The organism is Deltaproteobacteria bacterium (assembly GCA_016235345.1).
Taxonomy (GTDB): Bacteria; Desulfobacterota; Desulfobacteria; order Desulfobacterales; family Desulfatibacillaceae; genus JACRLG01.
In genome coordinates this window covers 63,645-87,331 of sequence record JACRLG010000028.1, presented here as the reverse complement: position 1 = coordinate 87,331, position 23,687 = coordinate 63,645, and the positions used below count along the sequence as shown (strand labels likewise).

The following is a 23,687-nucleotide window of genomic DNA, read 5'->3' as shown; positions in this document are numbered from 1 at the left end:
TTGGCGCACCGGCTTTCATTTACGCGTCAGGCCGCCTTGCCCGGCTTCTGCCTGCGAAACTCGGCAAGTTTGGCGCTCACCTCTTCCAGAAGCTGCCTGGGGTAGGCGCTGTCAGCCATTTCGCCGTAAATCTTCCGGGTCTTTTCCTTGAGGGTCGCCACATTGGCATCGCTCACCGAAGCCAGCTTCACCCCGTAGCGCACCATCGCAGCCAGGGCCTTCCTGTTGTCCAGGCGAACCGCCTGGTTTATGGTGGTCTCAAGCCCGGTCCTTTTTTCCATGAAGCGCTTGCGGTATTCGTCTGGAAGTTCGTCCCAGGCTTTTTTGCCGATAAGGACCGAGCCGGGGCTGTAGCGGATCTTCACCGGGTTTACGCTGGTGAAGACCGAAAAAAGCTGGGTGCCCACGACCCACAGGGCCGGGGCCACGGCGGAATCAGCTGTTCCCTTGCTGATCATGGATATGAAGGTGTTGATGTCGGCGGGCACCGTGGAGCCGGGGCCGCCCACGTTTTCCAGCACCCTTTTTTCCAGGTCCCCGCACCAGTTGGCGAAGCGGGCCTGGGCGAAATGTTTGGGATCGGAAAAGTCGTATTTCGAGGAATAAAGCTGGTCGAAATCCTGGTCTATCCAAAGGCCCAGGCAGAACCCGCTTTTTTCGGCGTATTTGTCGAAGGTTGTGTGCATCTTGCCGCGCACGTAATCAACCTCCTCGTAGCCGTTGAAAAGAAAGGGCAGTTCAAGGACGGATAATTCCTTCACCGCCATTACTGTTCCGCGCGCGTCGAGCCCCGCGCCCTGGAGTTTGCCGGCCCTGATCTTTTTTATGACATCTTCGTCCTTGCCCTGGGATCCGCCCCAGTGAATCTTGAGCTTCAATTCCTGGTTGCTGATCTGGTCCAGGGTGGGCGCGACGAGCTTTTCATACTGCTGCACCCATCCCATGCCCTTGGGGACGATGGTGGCGAAGTTCCAGAGATATTTGGGGCCGACTTTGGCGGGGCCGGGATTGGCCGCCGCAGCCGCTGAAACAGCCGACAGAGCGATGAGCGCCTGGAGCAAAAGGATACCCGCAAGGCGTGAAGACCTTTTCATTTATTTTCCTCGGCCCGTTGTTTTTGATTTGTTTGAGGTTGGAAACTGTTGCCGGTGATTCCGGCCCCCAAGCAGCCCCTTTGGGGATGAGTCCTTAAAAAAGCCGGAAAGGTTACAGCCTTTCCGAAATCAGGCTCTCGCTTCAACGGCTTCTGCGGCAGGGGAGCGCTTGCGCCTGGGGCCGGTTTTCTCGATGCGGCCTTGCGCGTAAACCAGGGCGCCAACCGGGCAGGCCTGGACGCATTCGCCGCAATGCACGCACAACTCGTTGGGAATTGGGAAATCCTTTTCCGAACCGGTGTTGTGCGCGGAAAAATCGAATTCAAGGGCCATGTTGACCTGGACCATGTTGCAGGCCGTGACGCAGCGCCCGCAACGTATGCACCTTGTATAATCCCTCCTGAAAAAAGGGTTTTCGGGCATTACAGGCATTATCCGCAATACCTGGGGGCCTCCGCCGGGGTTTGCCTGGTAGCGGTAGGCGAGGTCCTGGAGGCGGCAGTCGCCCCAGGCCGGGCAGAGCCTTATGTCGCCCTCGGATTTTTGGACCGAGAGCTGGAAATCCGCCCAGTTGCCGTCGTCCGCACCACGGGCCGCGCAGTTGTGGTTGCCCGTAGCGAGCATGGCCGAGATGACCTCCCGCCTTGCTTCCACCACGCGGGCCGATTCCGTGAAAACCTCCATTCCGGGCGCGGCCTTGGTGGAGCAGGCCGGGACAAGGCCTTGCCTTCCCTTTATCTCCACCACGCACACGCCGCAGGTTCCCGGGGAGGCGACTCTGGGAAAATGGCAGAGGGTGGGGATTTCGATTCCGGCGCGTTCTGCGGCGTACAGGATGGTTTCGCCGGGTTCGTAGGGGCAGCTTCTTCCGTTTACAACAAGGCCGGTGCGCAGTTCCATAATTCCTCTAAAACATGCAAAAATTACAAGGGGCGGCTCGTGGCCCCGGAATGTTCAGTATGTTGCTTGTAAGTCCAAAAGGGCCTGCTTGTCAACGCAAAGGCCGTCAAAAAAATTGACCCCGCCGTCCGGTAGTGTGGGAAGGCGGGGTCAGGGCGAATCGTTTTTATCGTGATATCAGGATGTTGTAAAATGGCGAAACATGATCTTTGCCATCGACCGTCAATATCCCTCCTCCCCGGAGGGGCCGGGCTTGCTGAAGAGCCGGTAGGCCCAGGCCTGGTAAAGGATCACTATGGGCACGAAAAAGAGCGCCACGCCCAGCATGATCTTCAGTGTAAGGAGGGATGACGATCCGTTCGCCGTGCTTATGCTGAACTCGGGCGACATATTGGACGGGAAGAGATCGGGGAAAAGGCCGATAATGCCGAAAAAGGTTACGCAGATGATGAAAAGGCCGCTTGAAAACCAGGCTCTCCAGTAAAATTCCTTTTTCAGGCAAAACATTGCCGATACCGCAGCGGCTGCTCCAAGCGCGGGTACGGCAAGGAGAAGCGGGTGGGCCAGGAAATTGGCGAAAAGGTTTGTTGCGAAAAAGCTTAAAGCCGCGAAGGCCGCGAAGGCCAGCACCGTTACAGGCCACAGGATCGTTGCGGTCCTTGCGCTTCTGGCCAGAAGCTCCCCCTCGGTATGCGCGCAAAGCCACAGGCTTCCGTGCAGGAGGAACATCAGGATGAAGAAGATTCCGCCAAGAAGGCCGTAGGGCGTAAGCAGGGTGAGAATCGTGCCGTGGAAGGCCCCGTCGCCGTCTATGGGAACCCCGGCGAAGATATTGGCGAAGGCCACGCCAAGAAGGAGCGCCGGAAGAAGGCTTCCCGTGAACTGGCAGGCGTCCCAGAGCTTTTTCCAGCCCGCGCCGTCCAGTTTCTCGCGGAACTCGAAGGAAACGCCCCTTATGATCAGCCCGAAAAGGATGAGCATGAGCGGCAGGTACAGGGACGAAAACATCACGGCGTAAACCCTGGGAAAGGCCGCGAAGGTGACGCCTCCGGCTGCGATGAGCCAGACCTCGTTTCCGTCCCACAAGGGCCCCACGCTTTTCAGCATGGCGCGTTTGTCCTCTTCGGTTTCGCCCAGAAAGGGCAGCATCATGCCGACCCCCAGATCGAACCCGTCCGTTGCGAAATAGACCGCCCAAAGAAGTCCCCAGAGGAAAAACCAGATTGCCGCATAGGTGGAATGATCCATGATGAACCCCTCGATCATTGGATGGTTGCTTGCTTAATTTTAAGGCGACGTGAAGGCCTCAAAAATTTCTGGAAATAAAGCCTGATCAAAAAAGATGAAATGCTAAGGTTGGCGAGAAGCGCGGGGAGGAATAATACTGTTCGTATATGACCGACCCGCGCTACGAAGCCTGACACTTAAGTTCGCGTTTTTGGACAGGCGATTAAGAAGGTTCAGGGCCTTTCCGCGCCGTTTTGGCCATCAGCCCGAACCCCGCCGCGCCCAGTATGGAATAGACCAGGATGAAGCCCACAAGGGTTATCCCCACCGATGAGGCGGCAACCGTTGCCGAATGGGCGTCGCTTGTCTTCATCATCCCGTAGACTATCCAGGGCTGGCGTCCCATTTCGGTCATGATCCAGCCAAGGGAGCAGGCGATGTAGGGAAGCGGAATGGACCATACCATCATCTTGAGGAACCTGGGGTTCTCGGCGAGCCGGTTTCTGACGAAGAATCCGTAAAGGGTCTGGAGGATGAACAATATCCCAAGGCACACCATGAGCTTGAACGAGAGGGAAACCGTGAGAACCGGCGGCTGCTCGTCTCTTGGAATGTCCTTCAGGCCCGTTACGCTTGCGTTCATGTCGTGGTGGGCAAGAAGGCTCAAAAGCCCCGGAACGGGAAGAATTTCAATGGCGTTTTTCTGGTTTTCCTGGTCGGGCCAGGAAAAAAGGTAGATGGGCGCTCGTTCCGAAGTCTCCCAGTGGCCTTCCATTGCGGCGACTTTGGCGGGCTGCGCTTCTGCAAGGTCAGCTCCCTGCATGTGCCCTTCGGCGAACACGAAAAGGGACATGACAAGGGAAAGGGCGAGGCCCGTGCGGAAGGAGCGGGTGAAAAAATCGGTCTCGTTTTTGCGCAGAAGATGCCAGGCCGAAATGCCCATGACGAAAAAGCCGCCCAAAATGTAGGCCGCCGGAACCGTGTGAAGAAACTGGAGAACGGCGAACTTGCTGGTGACCACCGCGAAAAAATCGGTGAGTTCGGCGCGTCCGTTTCTTATTTCGTAACCCACCGGATGCTGCATCCACGAATTTGCGGCAAGAATCCAGTAGGCTGAGACGGTGGAGGCAATGGCGATGAGCCAGATCACGGCGGCGTGCGCCTTTTTGGAGAGCCTGTTCCAGCCGAAGGCCCATACGCCTATGAGGGTGGATTCCAGGAAAAAGGCCGCCGTGGCCTCTATGGCCAGAAGCGAGCCGAAGATGTCGCCCACAAATATTGAATAGCGGCTCCAGTTGGTTCCGAACTGGAATTCCAGGGAGATGCCCGTTACGATTCCCACCACGAAGTTGATGAGAAAGATTTTTCCCCAGAATTTGGTCATTCTGAGATAAACGGGGTTTCCGGTTCTTACGTAGCGGGTCTCCATGGTCGCCACCAGGACCGAAAGGCCAAGGGTGAGCGGCACGAACAGGAAGTGAAAGAGCGTGGCTACGGCGAATTGAAGCCGGGACAGCAGTAAGGTATCCATTCCTCCTCCCAAGTTGTGTGGCTGTAAAAATCAACAAGTCATATTTTATTTCAAGCCGTCTTGAAATGCAATGAATTGAAGCTGATAAGGCGGCTTGCGGGCTAACTTTGAAAGTGAAACGCATTATTATTTACAGCGAAGAAAATGTCAACTGTTCTTTGGCAACCCCTTCAAAATAAAAGCCCTGAGAGGGTTCCATGCGGAATCCCCTCAGGGCTGTAAAAATGTGCCCCTAAAAAATTTTCAGATTGAACGAGAATAGTCGAAGAAAATTTTTTCCTGGGAGCGCGGGCGTCCCGCCCGCTTTTGCCTTTAATGCGGGAAGGATGCCCGCGCTACCAGGAAAGCCTTGCCTTGCGACAGGTATTCTGTGACGCGACAGGCTGATCCAAAACGATGAAATGCAAGGAAGATGAAGCCGGGCGGGGAGGCCGCGTACTTTTGGGTACGTAACGACCCGCCCGGCGAAATCTGACGCCGCAGTTCGCGTTTTGGGACAGCCTGTCAGGCTGCGTCGAGTTTTTGGCGCGCCGCCATATCCATGAGTACCCGCTCCCGGCTCTTGTCGATGCCCAAGGCCTTCCTCTTCTTGTCTATGTGGGCGATCATGAGCCTCGCCATTTCATAGGGGTCTGCTGTGAAGTCCCACTTGCCGAGGCCCATGGTTTCTACATCCTCGGTCAGGTGCTTGTAGAACTTGGTGTTCTTCACGATGGGGAAGCTGACCCCGAACACCGTGTAAACGCCCGAAGCCACGAAGTAGTGGCCTATGGCCACCGCCTTTTCGCTCATCCATTCAGGGGCCGCGCCCGCAACGGGAAGGTCTTGGAGGCAGTTTCCGAGCCCGCCGGTCTTCACCATCTCTGAAGCCGCTATGAGTATGCGGGTGTTGTCCACGCAGGAGCCGAGGCCTAAAATCGGCGGCATTCCCACCGTTTCGCAGACTTCCGCCAGGCCCTTGCCCGCGAGGTGCGCGGCTTCCGGGGTCATGAGCCCGGCCTTGGCCAGGGCGATCTGGGAGCAGCCGGTCTGAAGCACCAGGACGTCGTTCTTGATGAGCTCCTTCACCAGCTCCACGTGGACCCAGTCCTGCTTCACGCGGGGGTTGGTGCAGCCCACGACTCCGGCGACGCCTCTTATACGGCCGTTTATGATGTTGTCGTTCAAGGGGGTGTAGGAGCCCCGGAAGGAGCCGCCCAGCATGTAATTGACGTACTCGTACGAGAACCCGTGAACGCCCGCGTTTTTGATCTTGGGAATTTCCACCACTGCGGGCCGGTCCTTGAAACGGGTGATGGCCTGGATCACGATTTCATCGGTGCATTTTCTGGGCTCGTGCTCGATGAATTCCATGTGGTTCGCGCCCTCAAGGCGGCACCTGGGGTTGGTGGTGAAGAATTTGGTGCCGTAGCAGTCGGCTACCTTCACAAGGCCCTGCTTGATGCACTGAACGTCCACCGCCATTGCGTCCACCGCGCCGGTGACGAGGACCGCCTCGGTGCTCATGAAGTTGCCGGCGTGGGGAATGCCGCGCCTTCCGAGCATTTCCGCGCCGGAGCAGCACATGCCCACGAGGTTGATGCCCTTGGCCCCGGCCTTATGCGCCGCCTCGATAAAAATGGGGTCGTTCACGGAGGCGATCATGGAGTCGAAAAGGTTGGGCTCGTGGCCGTGAATGATGACGTTCACGTGATCGGCCTTCAACACGCCCATGTTGACGTCGGCCAGGACCGGTGCGGGGGTCCCGAAAAGGATGTCGGAGATTTCGGTGGAGACCATGCTTCCGCCCCAGCCGTCCGAAATGGCCGTGCGGAACGCCTGCTTGGTGAGGTTGCCGTACTCCTGGTCCATGCCTATGTGGGTGCGGTCCACCATTTCCATGATCTCCCGCATGGCCCCGCGCGGAACTATGCCCAGCTTGCGCCAGGTTTCCAGGGTGCGTTCGGGAACGCGCTTCATGAAGGGAATTTCGCCTTCAAGCTGGGTGTAGGTTTTTTCCAGCTCGTCGCAAAGATTGAGGGCGATTTCCTTCTCGGTCCTGCCCTCGATGGGAATGCCAAGGGACTGGGCGACTTCCTCGAGCTTTAAGTGGTCCTTTATGGCGTAGTCGTCGATCTTGCCGTTGACTACGTCCCGGAAGAGCGACAACATGCTCATGCCGTGGCCGGTGTGGCAGGCCGAGCCCACGGCCACCATGCGACCGAAGTTGCGGGCCTGGATGGTGTCGATGGACGCCCCGCAAACGCCAACCTTGCCGTAGGGGTCCTTGGAGTTCAAGCGGCAGGGGCCCATGGAGCAGTGCTTGCAGCAGGCCGACTCGGCTCCGATTGGGCAGGGCTTCATGCTGGCCGCCCGGTCGAAGGCTGTTTCCACGCCGTCCTTCCTGGCCTTTACAAGCATCTGCCTGGTGGCTTCGCAGATGGTGCAGTCCGCCAGGTCCGCTTCCTTCTTGTCAGGTTTTTCCGCAATAGAGGCCTTTACGGGTTTTTCTATCGTCATGGGTCGCTTTTCTCCCTTCAGGGATTGAGTTGGTGAAGCGCCCCCGTTCAACCTTGTGTTTCCGGCTGCGGAAGGGGCAGTGGGTAAATCGGAAGGTGTTGATGATACTAATTCCTGTTTGCAAATATAATATCCTATTAATTTCCTGTCAATATAGCATAAAATTTTTAGAATGTGTCCATCAGCAAATCATAGCGGGATTGAACAGGCTTGGGCGGCTTGCAGCCTGCAGGGATAAGCCGGTGTCCGTTGGGATGCTGGTTTTCGTGCGCGAATCCGGTTCGACAAAATGGTCGGCACCTTCACGCAACCATCATGATTGCACAACAGGCTGATTAGACGTATAAAACGGCAAAAGCCTCGACAATTTTGTCGAGGACGCCGCCTGGCGGAGTCCAGCGTCCGATGCTCATATATCTTTTGATGTCCGCATGTTGCGGAAAAATTTCCGGTTTTGGCACGCCGCTTGCTATCATATCAGAACAAACGCCGAAAGCGGCGAACAAAAAAAATCAACCGGAGGAAGCCAAAATGAAAAAAGCCGCATTTGTAGTGCTGGCTGTCGCGGTCCTTACCCTGCCCATCCTGACCCTTTCGGACGCCTTTGCATTCCGGGGCGGCCAGCAGGGCGGTCCGGGGTATGGCCAGGGCCATCCGGGTCATCCGGGGCCTGTGGCTGACCTGAGCGAAAAGGACATGGAGAAACTTGAGGCCGAAAGGGCCGCCTTTCTCAAGGAAACCAAGGACCTTCGCTACCGCATCGAGGACAAGGAATGGGAGCTTGGCCGGGAGCTTAGGGCAGACAAGCCCGACGAGAAAAAAGCCGTGGCGGTCCAGAGGGAGCTTTCGGACCTAAGGGGCCAGATGGACCAGAAAGTGCTTGCCCATCGCCTGAAAATGCGTAACCTGTTTCCCGACTTCTTCGCCAATGGCTTCGGCCCCGGCCCCGGATGCGGTGCAGCTTTCGGCCCCGGTGACGGCGGCGGTTGCGGCGGCCAGGGCGGAATGAGGGGCGGCGGTCGCGGACCCTGCTCCCGGTAAGCAGGTTTTCCACCCAACGGGTCCGGGTGATGTTTATCCAATCACCCGGACCTTCAATCGGATGAATCAACCGTGAAAAAATCGGTGCCCTATCTGGCCTTGAGCCTGGTCCTTCTATGGTTCCTGGTATCCGGCGTGAGCCTGGTGCTTTGGCGGCAGACGGTGGACACCGCCAGAACGGCCCTGGAGAACGAGGCCGACACCCTAACTGAGAGCATCGCGGGCAGCACCGTATTCAGCCTGGCTTCCTTCGGTTTTCAACAGGCGCTTTATCTTGAAGGATTGAAACACTTAGCAAGGGAGATTGATCTGAGTCTTTCCGGCGATCCCGACAAGGACGGATTTTTCCTGTCAAGGATCGTTTCGGAGCGTGGATTGGAAGCCGGCCTCATTTATGACCCGCAGTCAAACCTGCTTTTGTCCCGCCTTTCGCCCCCCCCCCTGCCGGGACCGGAACCTTTCGCAGATAACGAAGGGGCATCCGGTTCCGGTCCCGCCCTTTTTGCAGGTCCGGGATCAATTCGCCCCCGTCACCCAAGTCAGCAGGAAAACTGCGAGCCCGGCGAAATCGAAAAAACGGAGCCGAGGCTTTCGGCCTTCATAAGAAGCGGGATGCGCGAAATGGTCGTTTCCCAGGCCCTCCAGCCCTTTTGCGGCGGGCCTCCGGTGGCCGCCGTGGCCGTCAGGAGAAAGGACGGCGGAGTCATTCTTTTAAGGGGAAGGCCCAGGCCGGCCAGAATGGGACGCCACGACGTGGGCAGGCTCTTTTCCACCCTCACCCTATCGCCTAAAATCGCCTTCGTGGCCCTTCTTGGCCCGGACAACAGGATACTCGCCCACTCGGACCGCTCGCGGGTGGGGCGCATTTTCAGGCCGGACGCCGACGGGGCCAGGGAAAGCCTCGTGCGGTTCAGAAAAATGAAGATAGATTCCGGAGCCCAGGCCACGCTGGTGGTGGCGCTTTCCACCCGCTCCACCGAAGAGCTTTTGAACCAGGCCCGCATAAACATTCTCTCCTTTGCCGGGGCCGCCCTTTTCATGGGTGCAGCCGGGCTTTTCGCCATTTTCCACCTTCAGCGCAGAAACGAAAGAAAAGTGAGGCTCCTGGAGGAGGACGTGCGCCGCACAAGGCACCTAGCCTCCCTCGGCCAGATGGCGGCCCAGGTGGCTCACGAGGTGCGAAACCCCTTGAACGCCATTTCCCTCACGGTGGGCAGGCTCTCAAGGGAGGTGGCGGTGGAGCCCGCTCACCAGGAGCGCTTCAGGCGGCTTTCAGGGGTCATAAGAAGCGAAATAGGCAGGTTGAACGGCATAGTGGAGGAATTTCTGAACCTCGCCCGCGCCCCCCGCCTGAGCCTTTCCGAAACCGACGCCGCCGACCTGGTGGAAAGGGTGGCCGCCCTTTACAGGGAGGAGGCGGCCCAGAAAAACGTGGTGCTTGCCGTGGAAAGGCCTGCCTCGCCCATCATGGCTCGCCTGGACCAGGAAAAGGTTTTCCGCGCCCTGGCCAACCTGGTGAAAAACGCAGTTGACGCCTCCAACGAGGGCGGCTCGGTATCTGTTTCGGTGTCGTCTTCCGAAGGCGTGCTTTTAATGACCGTTACCGATTCCGGGCCCGGATTCACCGCAGAAGCCCTGGACAGGGCCTTTGAACCGTTCTATACAACAAAGGTCAGGGGCAGCGGGCTGGGACTCGCCACGGCCCTGGCCTCGGTGCGCGAGCACGGAGGAACGCTTTCCCTGGCCAACAGGGAACAGTCGGCCGGAGCCGTGTCCACCATACGCATTCCCCTTGCCTGACACTTCCAGCGATTTTTTTTCGTCCCTATAAGGGCTGATCGATATAGGCCACTTTCCCGCCCAAGGAGCACCATGCGCATTTTTGTTGCAGACGACGAGCCTGTCCAGAGAGAAATGCTTGTGGAGGCCCTTTCCGAGCACGGCTACGAGGCCCGTGGCTTCGCAGACGGAGTTTCCGCCTTAAAGACCCTTGTGGAGGACGGCTGCGACTGCCTCCTTACCGATCACAGGATGCCGGGCATGACGGGCCTGGAGCTTGCCATGAAGGCCCTTGCGGTCGATCCTGAACTCCACGTCATCCTCATAACCGCCTATTCGTCCGTAACCGACGCGGTGAGCGCCATGAAGGCCGGGGCCTTCGACTATCTCACCAAGCCCGTGGACCTGGAGCATCTGCTGGTGCTCCTGGAAAAATCCGAAAAAATTCGTCGCCTGGTACGGGAAAACCAGGACCTCAAAAGCCGCCTCCGGGAAGGCGGCGCGCCTGAGATGGTGGGCGACAGCCTGCCCATGCGCGAGGTTTACGACAAGATCAACCGTGTGGCGGCCACAGAGGCAACGGTCCTGGTGCTGGGCGAATCGGGAACCGGCAAGGAGCTTGTGGCCCGCGCCATTCACGCCGGAAGCGCCAGGTCAAAGGGGCCGTTTGTGGCTTTAAACTGCGCGGCTCTTCCCGAAACCCTCCTGGAAAGCGAACTCTTCGGCCATGAAAAGGGGGCCTTCACCGGGGCCGTTGGGCGCAGAACCGGCAAGGTGGAGGCGGCGGGCGGGGGCACCCTGTTTCTGGACGAGGTGGGGGACCTGCCTCCCTCGGTCCAGGTAAAGCTTTTGCGCTTTCTCCAGGAAAGGACCTTCGAGAGGCTGGGGGGAAACGCCGTCCAGAAGGCGGACGTGCGCTTGGTGGCGGCAACGAACCGGGACCTTGTGCGTGCCCTGGCCGACGGCAGTTTCAGGGAGGACCTCTATTACAGGCTCGCCGTGGTCACCGTATCCCTGCCGCCCCTGCGTGACCGGGTGGCGGATATCCCGGCCCTGTTGCGCCATTTCGTTAAAAAGTTCGCCGATCAACACAAGAAGACCATAAAGGGAATAACCAAGGATTTTTACGACGCGGCCATAAGGCACCCCTTTCCGGGAAACGTGAGGGAGCTTTCCAACCTCGTGGAAAACGCCGTGGTGCTGTGCCGCACTGAAAACCTTTCCTCGGAGGACCTGCCGGGCTACCTCCTTCACGGGGCCAACCAGTCCTGCGAGGGGCTTTCCACGGAAAGCGCCGGGCTGGACGCCGTTCTGGCCGAGGCTGAAAAGCGCCTCATCATATCCGCCCTGGAAAAGACCGGGCACGTCCAGACCCAGGCCGCGCGCGAACTGGGCATCTCCGAGCGGGTCCTGCGCTACCGCATGAAGCGGCTGGGGCTGGTCCGGCCCGACTGACCGCCGCCCGCCTCCGACCTTCACACGCATCCTCCCTTATCGTAGTCTTCCTGTCCCCAGATTGTCCTTGACAGCCTACAGGCCGCCTATTAGTTAATATCGTTTAAGCCGAAAAGCCCGCTTGGGGCTGGCGAAACGGCCTTACCGTTATTATATTGCCGTAAGCGCGCGAGAGTGGCGGAATGGCAGACGCGCTGGACTTAGGATCCAGTTCCGTAAGGAGTAGGAGTTCGAGTCTCCTCTCTCGCATTCATGGCGCTCCGGGCAATAGCCCATAAAGCTTGCGGGTTTTTTCCCCACGGAAACCACCGGCGGTTTTTTCGCCGAAGCTGATTTATGCCTCAAAATCAAGCCGTAAAAGGCCAAGAAAGGGATTTTTCAACAATGCAAGTAACCGTCACCGATGTAAGCACCGTCAAAAAGATTCTTCACGTTTCGGTTCCCGCCGAAACCGTTACGGAAAAGCTGGAAAAGGTTATCTCCGCCATATCCAAGAAGTCGAAAATCAAGGGCTTCCGTCCCGGCAAGGCCCCCCGTTCGGTCATCGAGAGAATGTACAAGGAAGAGATCAAGGACGAGGTGACCCAGGCCATCATCGGCGACAGCCTGCCCGCAGCCATCACCGAGACCAAGCTGAAGGTCGTGGGCCGCCCCCACGTGGACCCGCCCGTGTTTGAACAGGGCAAGTCCTACGACTACGCCGCCGACCTGGAAACCCTTCCGCCCATCGAGACCATAGACGTTTCCGGCCTTAGCCTGAAAAAGACCAACTACGTGGCCACCGATAAGGAAATCGAAATCCAGATCGAGATGCTCCGCAAGAACATGAGTAAGCTCATTCCCCTGGAAGAGGACAGGGCGGCCCAGCACGATGATTTCGTCCTCATCTGCTACGAGGGCGTGGGCGAGCACGCGAATGATCCCAACTTCGCCAAAACCGACAACTTCAGCCTCCAGATCGGCGCGGGCAAGGTGGTGAAGGACTTCGAGGCAGGCGTCACCGGCATGAAGAAGGGCGAAACCAGGGTATTCCCCGTGTCTTTCCCGGAGGACTATTTCAACCAGGAAATGGCCGGAAAAACAGTCGAGTTTTCCATCACCGTCAAAGACATCAGGAAGGAGATCCTTCCCGAAGCCGATGACGAGTTCGCAAAAACCCTGGGGCCCTTCGGAACCATCGGCGATCTCAGGGACATCATCCGCAAGAACCTTCAGGACGGTTACGACAAGCGCCGCGAGCAGGAGCTGGACGAGCAGATCTACCAGGCCCTTCTTGACCGCACCCCCTTCGAGACCCCCGAATGCCTAGTCCAACGCGAGATGGACCTTATGGTTGAGGATTACGAGAAGACCCTGGAGCACAAGGAGGTGAAGCTCTCCGACCTCGGAATCACCAGGGAGATGCTGGCGGCCCGGTACATGGAGACCGCCGAGAGGCAGGTGAGGCGCTACATCGTGCTGGATCATCTCATCGAACAGCTTGGGACGACCCTCCCGGACGGCGAGATTGACGCGGCCTTCGACGACATGGCCAAGAGCCTGAACCTTCCCGCAGACCGCATCAAGGCCTTCTACCAGGGCGACCAGGACCGCCTGGAAGCCTTCGTACACACCCTTTTGCAAAAAGAGGTCCTAAAGCAGTTGAGAGCAGGCGCAACCATTGAAGAGGTAGAGCCGGTTCTCGAAGAGGCAACTGCTTCTTAGTCCTGATGGTTTGGCGGTTTATCGGCATCAAAACCTTTTTCGGATCGGAGGAGACATGACCCTCATTCCAATGGTGGTGGAGCAGACCAGCAGGGGCGAGCGGGCGTACGACATCTATTCCCGACTCCTTAAGGACCGGATCATCTTTCTGGGAACCCCGGTTTACGACGAGGTCGCCAATCTCATAATCGCCCAACTCCTGTTCCTGGAGTCCGAAGACCCGGACAAGGACATCAACTTCTACATCAACTCGCCCGGCGGAAGCGTTACCGCCGGTATGGCCATTTACGACACCATGGCCTACATCAAGCCCAACATTACAACCGTCTGCATTGGTCAGGCCGCCAGCATGGGGGCCATTCTCCTCACGGCGGGAAACAAGGGCAAGCGCTACAGCCTGCCCAATTCCCGAATCCTCATACACCAGCCCATGGGCGGGTTCCAGGGCCAGGCCACGGACATCGCCATCCAGGCCAAGGAAATCCTTCGCATGAGGCAGACCCTGAACGAAATACTGGTGAACCACACCGGCCAGCCCCTGGAAAAGATCGAGCAGGACACCGACCGCGACTATTTCATGAGCGGCCTGGAGGCCAAGGAATACGGCATCATAGACCACGTGATAACCAACAGGGCCGACCTGGACGCAATAATCGCGCAAAAGTGAGCCCTTGCCAGTCAAAGCCCGCGCGGCCCCGGAGGTTTTTATCCAACGGGGCCGCGTGCGGCGTCCCGCTCCATCTGTTGTTTCGTAAGGCTTGCCAAAGGAAAAAATCGTTACTATAGTGTCTGAAGTCTTTACGGGAAAAGATAAGGCGTCTTTTTCCGCTTTTATTCCGTCACCACCTTCCTTGTCTTTCGGAGACCGGTTCCATGGCGAAAAAAGGGGACGTGAACGATCATTTGAGATGCTCGTTTTGCGGAAAGAATCAGGAAGAAGTCAAAAAGCTCATCGCGGGCCCCGCTGTTTACATCTGCGATGAGTGCATCGAGCTTTGCAACGACATCATCGCAGAGGAAACGGACAAGAAGCCCGCGCGGAAAGGGGACGCCAAGGGCATTCCCAGTCCGAAGGAAACAAAGGCGATGCTGGACGAGTACGTCATAGAGCAGGAGCACGCCAAGCGCATCCTCTCCGTGGCGGTCCACAACCATTACAAGCGCCTCGAATCCACCACGGACACCAACGACGTGGAGATTCAGAAATCCAACGTGCTTTTAATCGGCCCCACGGGAAGCGGCAAGACCCTTTTGGCCCAGACGCTCGCCCGGTTCCTGGATGTCCCCTTCACCATCGCCGACGCCACCACCTTAACCGAGGCGGGCTACGTTGGCGAGGACGTGGAGAACATCATCCTGGCCCTTCTCCAGAACGCCGATTACGACGTGGAGCGGGCCAAGAAGGGCATCGTCTACATCGACGAAATCGACAAGATCGCCAGAAAGAGCGACAACCCCTCCATAACCCGCGACGTTTCCGGCGAGGGCGTGCAGCAGGCCCTGTTGAAGATCATCGAAGGCACAATGGCCTCGGTTCCGCCCAAGGGGGGCCGCAAGCACCCTCAGCAGGACTTCGTGAAGGTGGACACCACCAACATCCTGTTCATCTGCGGCGGGGCCTTTCACGGCCTTGAAGAGGTGATCGCCCGGCGCATGGGCGAAAAGGTCATAGGATTCGGCGCCAAGATGAGCGACCGTTCCGAAAAGAGCATGGGCGAGCTTCTTTTGAACGTGGAGCCAGAAGACCTTTTAAAATTCGGCATGATCCCCGAATTCATCGGCAGGCTTCCGGTTCTGGCCACCCTTGGCGAGTTGAACGAGCAAAGCCTCGTGCGCATTCTCACCGAGCCCAAAAACGCCCTGGTGAAGCAGTTCCAGAAGCTCTTCCAGATGGAGGGCGTGAAACTCCGCTTCACCGATACGGCCTTGGCCGCAGTGGCTTCCAAGTCCCTTGCCAGGAAATCCGGGGCTCGCGGACTCAGGGCCATCCTGGAAAAGGCCATGCTCGACATAATGTTTGAGATTCCTTCCGCCCAGAACGTAAAAGAATGCGTTGTGGCCGAGGAAGTGATCTTGAATAATGAAGCGCCGATCTTATTATACGAACAGAGTAAAAAGAAAGCCTGACAGCGCAGCCTGTCTAAAAACGCGAACTGCTGTGTCACACTTCAAATCCAATTGCGGTCACGTACAAAAGAGTACGCTCCCTTATTGGATTCTCGCGTTCCTTGCATTTCATCATTTTTATCCAGGCTGCATGGTGGGCCTTTATAGGGTTGGCGGAAGGCCGGAAAAAAGCGGTTTGACGGCATTTAGAGGCGGGTTTCACGGAAGGTTTCATCATCTCCGGGTTGTTGACGGTATCTTTTGCCCATCAACCCAAAAAGCGGGTGCGTAAGACATGTTCGGAATCACCAAGAAAAAAGACCAGGAAGAACCGGAGGAACGCATGAGGCTGCCGCTTCTGCCGCTTCGGGATATCGTCGTGTTTCCCCACATGGTGGTGCCGCTTTTCGTGGGGCGGGAACATTCGATCAATGCCCTTACCGCTGCAATGGGACGCGATAAGCAGGTCTTTCTGGCCACCCAGAAACGCGCCTCCATCGACCGCCCCGGCCCCCGAGACATCCACACCGTGGGTACCGTGGGGAACGTTTTGCAGCTTTTGAGGCTTCCCGACGGAACAGTCAAAGCCCTTGTGGAGGGCAAGGCCAGGGGCAGGATCACCGACTTCGTGGGGCAGGACCCCCATTTCACGGTGGAGTTGGAACTCATGGGCGAAGTCGCCATGAGCGACACCGAGAGCGAAGCCATGAACCGCATGATAATGGCCACGTTCAAGTCCTACGCCAAGATCAACAAGAACGTGCCCAAGGACCTTTTGCAGAACATTACATCAATCGTCGATCCGTCCCAGCTCGCCGACACGGTGGCCGCGCACTTTTCCTTCAAGATAGAGGACAAGCAGAGGCTTCTGGAGGCTTTCGCGCCCTCCGAGAGGCTAACGCTTCTCCTTCGGCTCATGCGCTCGGAAATCGCCGTAAACGAGATGGAGCACCGCATAAAGGGCCGGGTCAAGGAGCAGATGGAAAAGACCCAGCGCCAGTACTACTTAAACGAGCAGATGCGGGCCATCCGCAAGGAAATGGGCGACGACGACCAGGGCGGCGAACTGGACGAGCTGGAAAAGAAGATCAAGAGAAAGAAGATGTCCAAGGAGGCGGCCACCAAGGTGCGCCAGGAGTTCAAGAAATTGAAGCTCATGAGCCCCATGAGCGCCGAGGCCACGGTGGTCCGCAATTACATCGACTGGTTTCTGGCCATTCCCTGGTTCGAGAAAACCAAGGTCCGCACGGACATCGGGGAAGCCGAACTGATCCTGGACCAGGACCATTACGGCCTTGAAAAGCCCAAGGAACGCATCCTGGAATACCTGGCGGTTCAGGCCCTGGTGAAGAAGATCAAGGGTCCCATCCTCTGCCTCGTGGGGCCTCCGGGCGTGGGTAAGACCTCCATAGCCAAAAGCGTGGCCAGGGCAACGGGCCGCGAATTCGTGCGACTCTCCCTTGGCGGCGTGCGGGACGAGGCCGAAATAAGGGGCCACAGGCGCACCTACATAGGCGCGATGCCCGGCAAGATCATCCAGTCCCTCAAAAAGGCAGGGGTGTCCAACCCCGTTTTCTGCCTGGACGAAGTGGACAAGATGAGCATGGATTTCCGGGGCGATCCGTCAGCCGCCCTCCTGGAGGTCCTGGACCCGGAGCAGAACAACTCCTTCAACGATCATTACATGGATTGCGATTACGATCTTTCGGACATCCTTTTCATAACCACGGCCAACACCCTGCACGACATCCCGATGCCCCTGCAGGACCGCATGGAGATCATAAGGATTCCGGGCTACACGGAGTTCGAGAAGTTCCACATAGCGCGCGGCTTCCTCATTCCCAAGCAGGCGGAAACCAACGGCCTGGAAAAGGAGAGGGTGAACTTCACGGATGAAGCCGTAAACGCCATCATCCGCAAGTATACGCGGGAGGCGGGAGTCCGCAACCTGGAGCGGGAAATCGGCTCGGTGTGCAGAAAGCTCGCCCGCAAGGTGGCCAGGAAGGACCTGGGCGAGGGTGAGATCAAAATCACCGAGGAGACCGTTGAGGAACTCCTTGGTCCGGCCCAGTTCCGCTACGGGCAGGTGGAGGAGAACGACCGGGTGGGCCTTGTCACAGGCCTAGCCTGGACCCAGGTGGGCGGCGAGATACTGGTGGTGGAAACCATCACCATGCCCGGCAAGGGCGACGTCATAGTCACCGGAAAACTGGGCGACGTGATGAAGGAATCCTCCCAGGCGGCAGCGAGCTACGTGCGTTCGCGCACCAGAAGGCTTGGCCTTGAGCCGGATTTTTATAAGACCATTGATATCCACATCCACATCCCTGAAGGGGCCATTCCCAAGGACGGGCCTTCAGCCGGGATTACCATGTGCACATCCCTGGTGTCGGCCCTCACCAACAGGCCCGTGCGCCGGGACTTGGCCATGACCGGCGAGATCACCCTGCGCGGAAGGGTCCTGCCCATAGGCGGCCTTAAGGAGAAAATCCTCGCGGCCCACAGGGCCGGCATAAAAGAAGTCCTGGTTCCGGACGAAAACGAGAAGGACTTGAAGGACATCCCCGAAGCCATCCTGAGCCAGGTGAAGGTGAGCCTGGTCAAGAACATGGACGACGTGCTGGAAAAGGCCCTGGTTTTAAAGGAGGGAGAAAGCCTCTTCGCGGGCGAGGACGTGCCCTTGGGCTGCGTCATGACCAAGTCGGTGGAGGCGCCGCAGCCCGGAGGTATCCAGATCAACTAGTCGCCTGTCTAAAAACGCGAATTGCTGTGTCAGGCATCAAAGCCCATTTCGGTCACGTACGAAAAGAGTACGCTCCCTCATTGGCTTTTCGCCTTCCTTGCATTTCATCGTTTTTATCCAGGCTTTAAAGCCGCTGTTTTAAAGAGTCGGGCAAGACTCTTCCTGAAAAAGTTATCGTGTCAAAAAAACGCCCCCGTCCGAAAATCGGACGGGGCGTTTTTTTACATAACGGAACCATGTTTCCGGCGGTTTCTTCAATGTTAGCGCTTGAATAATCCGAGCGGATGTTCTATTCGTCTGGCCGTGGGCAAGGTTGCGTCGAGGCGGCATCAGCCGGGATACCAAGCGGCATTCCAGACGCCCACAGAGCCTTTTCAGGTTGGCTGACGGAGAACCTTTCAGGGAAAAGCCGGGCGCGATGGAAGAAAAAGAGGATCAACCCGTTGAAAAGACTGCCGGATCGGTGGCGAAGGACCTTTTCGGGTTCATAGTGAAGCTGCAAAAACCCCGCCCGCACGATTCCACGTGGCGGGAAAAGGCCGCCAACATAAGCCGCGATATTTCACATGCCGCAAGCCAGGCGGGAAAAAGCCTCTCGGAAACCCACGAGAGCCTGGCCGAGCTCATGGACGAGGCCGGAAAAAAGCTCTCGGAGTACTCCGGCGAGCTCTCCCACATAAACGAGAGCCAGCGCATAAAAGACATGCGCGGAAGCCTCTCCCGAACCTACGAGCGCATCTACAGGCAACTCGTGGCGGTGGGGGCCTCGCCCACGGCCATGAAGCTCCGAAACCTCAAGCCCACCAATTATTACCGCAACGTCTTTCACGTATTCAACGGGGTTCTGGCGGTTTCCCTCTACGAGACGCTTTTAACCAAGCATCAGGCCCTCGTCATCCTGGGGTCCATTCTCGCGGTTTTCACGAGCCTTGAAATTTCTCGCAGGTTTTCCGACAAATGGAACGATTTTCTGGTGGACCGGGTTTTCGGCCTCATTTCAAGGCCAAAGGAGCGGTTTGAAATCAACGCATCCACCTGGTACGTGGCGGCCCTTTTTCTCATGACCGCAATAGCTCCCAAGACGGCGCTGGAAATGGGAATACTGGTCCTGGCCATTGGAGACCCGGCTGCCTCGGTGATCGGGCGGCGCTATGGCAGGCTAAAACTCTGGCATGAAAAGAGCGTTGCCGGGACGACCGCGTTTTTTGTGTCCTCGCTGCTTTCCCTGGTGGTTTTATTGAGCATTGTGGACGGGGGCCTGTCTTTTTCCGGCATGATTACCGCGTGTATTGTTACGGCTGCGGCAGGAGCCGCCACCGAGCTTTTCAGCCAGACAATAAACGACAATTTCACCATTCCGGTGGTTAGTGCGGGGATCGCCTCTTTCTGGTTTTTTTAGAAGCCTGTCTAAAAACGCGAACTGCTGTGTCAGGCGTCACAGAAAAGGCGGTCACGTACAGCCAGCCTGATTAGCCGAAGAACTCTGCGATTTCTTCGGCGGGTACGCTCCCTCGCCACTCGCTTGCGCGCCTTGCACTTCATCGCGAATATTAAGACTGATAGGCAGGCTTCGATCCAGCTTCTTTGGTTTTTGTTTTCCCGCGAAACAAAAACGCCCCCGAAAGGCCATCCCGATGAAGGGACAGCCCCACGGGGGCGTTCGTTTCAGCTTGGGTCAAGCCTGCCTCACTCGATTTCCACTATGATATAGCGCCTGGTTCCGTTGGGGGCCTGGACGCTCACCTCGTCGTCCACCTTTTTACCAAGCAAGGCCTTTCCCAGCGGGGACGTGACGGAAATCCTGCCGTTGTTGATGTCGCTCTCGTCCGGGCCCACCATCTGGTAACGGACCTCTTCGCCCGAATCCACGTTTTCCAGGACCACCGTGTTTCCGAATAGGGCCTTGTCCTTGCAGGTCTTGGCCGGGTCTATCACTTCCGCGTGGCCGATCTTGTGCCCCAGCTCCTGGATCCGGCCAACGATGAAACTCTGCTTCTCCTTGGCCGCCGCGTATTCGGCGTTTTCGGAAAGGTCGCCGTGCGCGCGGGCGACTTCGATGGCAAGGATGTTTTCGGGCCGGTCAACGGTCTTCAGCCTGGTCAGTTCGGCCTTGAGAACTTCGAGTCCCTGGGGAGTGATGGGAATGCGGTCCACTTTGATACGGCTCCTTGTGGTGCGCGTGACGCAGCGTCTAAATTCTGCGTCACGGGTGCGGTTTTACGACACGGAAAAAAGGCGCTGCCGGAAAGTCGGAAGCCCGGAAACCATGACTTCCTAAAGATACTTCTCGGCCAGTATTTCGGCTATCTGCACAGCGTTGGTGGCCGCGCCCTTACGGATGTTGTCGGCGGTGATCCACATGTTTATGCCGTTGTCTATGCTCTCGTCTTCCCTTATGCGGCCAACGAAGGTCAGGTCCTGGCCCGCAGAATCGATGGGCATGGGATAGACCTTGTTTTCGGGGTCGTCTACGAGCTTGACTCCGGGGGCCTTGGCCATGAGCTCCCTGACCTCGGCGGGAGTGATCTTCTTGCGGGTTTCGATGTTCACGCTCTCGGAGTGGCTGTAAAAGACCGGAACCCGGACCGTTGTGGCCGTGACCGCGATGTCCTTGTCTTCCATTATCTTCTGGGTTTCCAGCACCATCTTCATCTCTTCCTTGGTGTAGCCGTTGGGCCAGAAAACGTCTATGTGGGGAAGGCAGTTGAAGGCGATGCGGTGCGGATAGACCTTGTTTTCCATGGGCAGGCCCGCAGCCCAGGCCATCACCTGGGCTTTGAGTTCCTCAATGGCCTTCTGGCCCGTTCCGGAAACCGCCTGATAGGTGGAAACCACGATGCGTTTTATGCCCGCCTTGCGGTGAATGGGGGCCAGGGCCACCACCATTTGTATGGTGGAGCAGTTGGGATTGGCGATGATGCCCTTTTTGGTGTAACCGGCAACCGCGTGGGGGTTGACTTCGGGCACCACCAGGGGGACGTCCGGGTCCATGCGCCACGCCGCAGAGTTATCCACCACCACGGCCCCGGCTGTCGCCGCTATGGGCGCGAAGCGCTGGCTGGTGCTTCCTCCCGCCGAAAAAATGGCGATGTCGACGCCCGCAAAGGAGTTCTCGTCCAGAACCTCCACGGGCTGATCTTCTCCGTACCACTTGAGGGTGCGGCCAAGGGAGCGGGCCGAGGCCAGAAACTTCACCTGGTTTACGGGAAAGCTGCGCTCCATTAGGCAGTCGATCATCTGGTTTCCAACCGCGCCCGTTGCGCCAACAACCGCGACATTGAATTTTTTCGACATGGCGAAGATACCTTATGTTAGCTTGTTCGCGTTTTTATCCGGGCTTTTATTCCGTGGCGTATTTCGCTATCAGATCCCCAACCTGGGAGGTGGAATAGCCCATTTTCCCGGCTCCGACGTCTTTTATGTCGTCCTTAAGCGCCCTGGCCACGGCCTTTTCGATGCGGGCCGCCGCCTTGTCCTCGCCAAGGGTTTCCAGCATGAGCTGGCCCGCCGAAATGGCCGCGATGGGGTTTATCACGCCCATGCCGGTGTACTTGGGGGCCGAGCCGCCGATGGGCTCGAACATGGAGACTCCTTCGGGATTGATGTTGCCTCCCGCCGCAATACCCATGCCGCCCTGGATCATGGCTCCAAGGTCGGTGATTATGTCGCCGAACATGTTGTCGGTCACTATCACGTCGAACCACTCCGGGTTTTTCACCATCCACATGCAGGTGGCGTCAACGTGGGCGTAGTCGGTTTTTATGTCCGGGTATTCCTTGGCCACCTCGTTGAAGACGCGTTCCCATAGATTGAAGGCGAAGGTGAGCACGTTGGTCTTGCCGCAGAGGGTGAGTTTTTTGCCCTTGTTGCGCTTCCTGCAGTACTCGAAGGCGTAGCGTATGCAGCGCTCCACGCCCTTGCGCGTATTGATGGACTCCTGGACCGCCACCTCGTCCCTGGTGCCCTTCTTGAGGACCCCGCCCGCCCCGGCGTAGAGGCCCTCGGTGTTTTCCCGCACCACCACGAAGTCTATGTCAGCCGGGCCCTTGTCCTTCAGCGGGGTGGCCACGCCCTCGTAGAGCTTCACGGGGCGAAGGTTTATGTATTGATCGAGGCCGAAACGAAGGTTCAGCAAAATGCCCTTTTCAAGGATTCCGGGTGCTACGTCCGGGTGCCCTATGGCTCCAAGGAAAATGGCGTCGTGGGACGCGAGCTTTTCGGTGATTCCTTCGGGGAGGATTTCGCCGGTTTTCTTGTAGTGCTCGCCGCCCAGGGGATAATATGTAAGATCAAGGGTGAAGCCTTCCTTGGCCGCAACCGCGTTCAAAACCTTGAGCCCCTCGGCCACAACCTCCGGGCCTGTTCCGTCGCCGCCGATCACGGCTATGTTGTACGTTTTTCCCATGATTGATTCTCCAAAGCAGCCATTGGAAGTGGCTGGATTTAAAGCCTGTATAAAAACGATGAAATGCGAGGAAGACAAGAAGGGCGGGAAGGACGCGTACTAAAAGTACGCGACGCCTCGCCCAACGAAGTCTGACAAAGCAGTTCGCGTTTTATTCAAGCTGCTAAAAAAAATTTCCGATCCGGGTTACCCTGCCCGGTCGGATGGTTTCATTATCCCGATTTTCGGCCCCAACGCAAGTTTAAAATGAGAGGGATAAAATTCCCGCCAGCCGGGAAACATCAGGGGTTTGAAATGCGAAAACGCCGCAGGCCCTTAAAGCCTGCGGCGTTCATCCGTAAAAACCGGTGCTCAGGCAAGCGGAGTCGGGCTCTTCTCCTGCTCCGGCGGCATGGCGGGCGCGAAGAACCTGCGCCTCAATACCCCCAGCGGGCCTGAAAGAACGTATGTCGCGCCAATTATAAAGAGCACCAGCGATGGCTTGTAGGCTATAAACACCATAAGGACCAGCGCCAATGACAGGGTGGAGAAGCTCCTTTTTTTCGTCGCAAGGTCTTTGTGTTTGAAACTGTCGTAGCTGATGTTGGAAACCATCAAGAAGGCCAGCACGAACATGAGGATGAGAATGAGAACCGGCTGGGGCGGTACGGGACTGGCGTCCGTGGAAAGTTCCAGCCAGTAGCACATCAATATCGTTACCATGCACATGCCCGCGCCCGCAGGGATCGGGAGGCCCACGAAGTGGTCGGAACTCACCACCCCAACCTGGGTGTTGAAGCGGGCCAGCCGCAAGGCTCCGCAGGCCATGAACAGGAAGGCCACGAGCCAGCCCACGCGCCCGAAATCCTGCAGGGCCCACAGGTACATTATTATCGCCGGGGCCACGCCGAAGGAAACCAGGTCGCAAAGGCTGTCGTACTCCACGCCGAACTTGCTGGTCGTGTTGGTGGCCCGTGCGATCTTGCCGTCCATGTTGTCGAAGACTCCCGCAATTATCACGGCGACGGCGGCTTTGAAGTAATGGCCGTCAAGGGCCGCAATGATGGCGAAAAAGCCGCAGAACATGTTGAGCGAGGTCACGAGGTTGGGAATGAGGTAGATTCCCCTGCGCCGCTCTTCGGACTTCGGGCGTCTTCTTTTTTTCATGGCGTTCATTGCTTGCACCTTTTTAGCCGACTCCCGGAGGGGAGAATTATGAAACCG

The 23,687-nt window shown here is 57.6% G+C and carries 17 protein-coding genes and 1 tRNA gene; 9 read left to right on the top strand and 9 right to left on the bottom strand.

Annotated features, from left to right (window positions below; all coding sequences use genetic code 11):
* Nucleotides 1-26: 26 nt before the first annotated feature.
* From dctP to cooS, 5 genes are all read right to left on the bottom strand, one after another.
* Nucleotides 27-1,094: a TRAP transporter substrate-binding protein DctP gene (gene dctP / locus HZB23_14040; GenBank protein ID MBI5845777.1), complete on the bottom strand. Its 1,068-nt coding sequence runs from the start codon at nt 1,092-1,094 to the stop codon at nt 27-29.
* Between the two features lie 129 nt (nt 1,095-1,223).
* A complete protein-coding gene (locus HZB23_14035) occupies nt 1,224-1,994 on the bottom strand; it encodes a (2Fe-2S)-binding protein (GenBank protein MBI5845776.1) in 771 nt (256 codons plus the stop codon).
* Between the two features lie 222 nt (nt 1,995-2,216).
* Nucleotides 2,217-3,242 (bottom strand): cytochrome d ubiquinol oxidase subunit II, encoded by a 1,026-nt coding sequence (gene cydB, locus HZB23_14030; GenBank protein MBI5845775.1) that lies wholly within the window; start codon nt 3,240-3,242, stop codon nt 2,217-2,219.
* A gap of 202 nt (nt 3,243-3,444) precedes the next feature.
* On the bottom strand, nt 3,445-4,752 hold the full coding sequence (locus HZB23_14025; protein MBI5845774.1) for a cytochrome ubiquinol oxidase subunit I: 1,308 nt from the start codon (nt 4,750-4,752) through the stop codon (nt 3,445-3,447).
* 504 nt (nt 4,753-5,256) lie between these two features.
* Entirely contained in the window at nt 5,257-7,251 is a 1,995-nt protein-coding gene (gene cooS, locus HZB23_14020) for an anaerobic carbon-monoxide dehydrogenase catalytic subunit (protein MBI5845773.1), read from the bottom strand.
* A 531-nt stretch (nt 7,252-7,782) separates the two neighbouring features.
* On the opposite strand from cooS, the gene HZB23_14015 reads away from it, so the two are divergent.
* From HZB23_14015 to HZB23_13975, 9 genes are all read left to right on the top strand, one after another.
* On the top strand, nt 7,783-8,292 hold the full coding sequence (locus tag HZB23_14015) for a periplasmic heavy metal sensor (GenBank protein MBI5845772.1): 510 nt from the start codon (nt 7,783-7,785) through the stop codon (nt 8,290-8,292).
* 72 nt (nt 8,293-8,364) lie between these two features.
* Nucleotides 8,365-10,092: a hypothetical protein gene (locus HZB23_14010; GenBank protein ID MBI5845771.1), complete on the top strand. Its 1,728-nt coding sequence runs from the start codon at nt 8,365-8,367 to the stop codon at nt 10,090-10,092.
* 72 nt (nt 10,093-10,164) lie between these two features.
* Nucleotides 10,165-11,526, top strand: coding sequence for a sigma-54-dependent Fis family transcriptional regulator (locus HZB23_14005; protein ID MBI5845770.1), 1,362 nt, complete (start codon nt 10,165-10,167; stop codon nt 11,524-11,526).
* Nucleotides 11,527-11,694: 168 nt separating this feature from the next.
* Nucleotides 11,695-11,775 (top strand) — tRNA-Leu (locus HZB23_14000).
* 135 nt (nt 11,776-11,910) lie between these two features.
* A complete protein-coding gene (gene tig / locus HZB23_13995; GenBank protein MBI5845769.1) occupies nt 11,911-13,230 on the top strand; it encodes a trigger factor in 1,320 nt (439 codons plus the stop codon).
* Nucleotides 13,231-13,285: 55 nt separating this feature from the next.
* The gene (gene clpP, locus HZB23_13990) at nt 13,286-13,897 is read left to right on the top strand and encodes an ATP-dependent Clp endopeptidase proteolytic subunit ClpP (protein ID MBI5845768.1); all 612 of its coding nucleotides are present in this window, start codon (nt 13,286-13,288) and stop codon (nt 13,895-13,897) included.
* 206 nt (nt 13,898-14,103) lie between these two features.
* Entirely contained in the window at nt 14,104-15,357 is a 1,254-nt protein-coding gene (gene clpX, locus HZB23_13985) for an ATP-dependent Clp protease ATP-binding subunit ClpX (GenBank protein ID MBI5845767.1), read from the top strand.
* A gap of 274 nt (nt 15,358-15,631) precedes the next feature.
* A complete protein-coding gene (lon, locus tag HZB23_13980; protein ID MBI5845766.1) occupies nt 15,632-18,079 on the top strand; it encodes an endopeptidase La in 2,448 nt (815 codons plus the stop codon).
* 418 nt (nt 18,080-18,497) lie between these two features.
* The gene (locus HZB23_13975; GenBank protein MBI5845765.1) at nt 18,498-19,478 is read left to right on the top strand and encodes a hypothetical protein; all 981 of its coding nucleotides are present in this window, start codon (nt 18,498-18,500) and stop codon (nt 19,476-19,478) included.
* A gap of 287 nt (nt 19,479-19,765) precedes the next feature.
* Here the strand turns inward: HZB23_13975 and greA are convergent, their stop codons facing one another.
* From greA to pssA, 4 genes are all read right to left on the bottom strand, one after another.
* The gene (gene greA / locus HZB23_13970) at nt 19,766-20,233 is read right to left on the bottom strand and encodes a transcription elongation factor GreA (GenBank protein ID MBI5845764.1); all 468 of its coding nucleotides are present in this window, start codon (nt 20,231-20,233) and stop codon (nt 19,766-19,768) included.
* A 120-nt stretch (nt 20,234-20,353) separates the two neighbouring features.
* The gene (locus HZB23_13965) at nt 20,354-21,373 is read right to left on the bottom strand and encodes an aspartate-semialdehyde dehydrogenase (GenBank protein MBI5845763.1); all 1,020 of its coding nucleotides are present in this window, start codon (nt 21,371-21,373) and stop codon (nt 20,354-20,356) included.
* A gap of 46 nt (nt 21,374-21,419) precedes the next feature.
* Nucleotides 21,420-22,484, bottom strand: coding sequence for a 3-isopropylmalate dehydrogenase (locus HZB23_13960; protein ID MBI5845762.1), 1,065 nt, complete (start codon nt 22,482-22,484; stop codon nt 21,420-21,422).
* Between the two features lie 351 nt (nt 22,485-22,835).
* Nucleotides 22,836-23,630, bottom strand: a complete 795-nt coding sequence (gene pssA, locus HZB23_13955) for a CDP-diacylglycerol--serine O-phosphatidyltransferase (protein MBI5845761.1) — start codon at nt 23,628-23,630, stop codon at nt 22,836-22,838.
* Nucleotides 23,631-23,687: the final 57 nt, after the last annotated feature.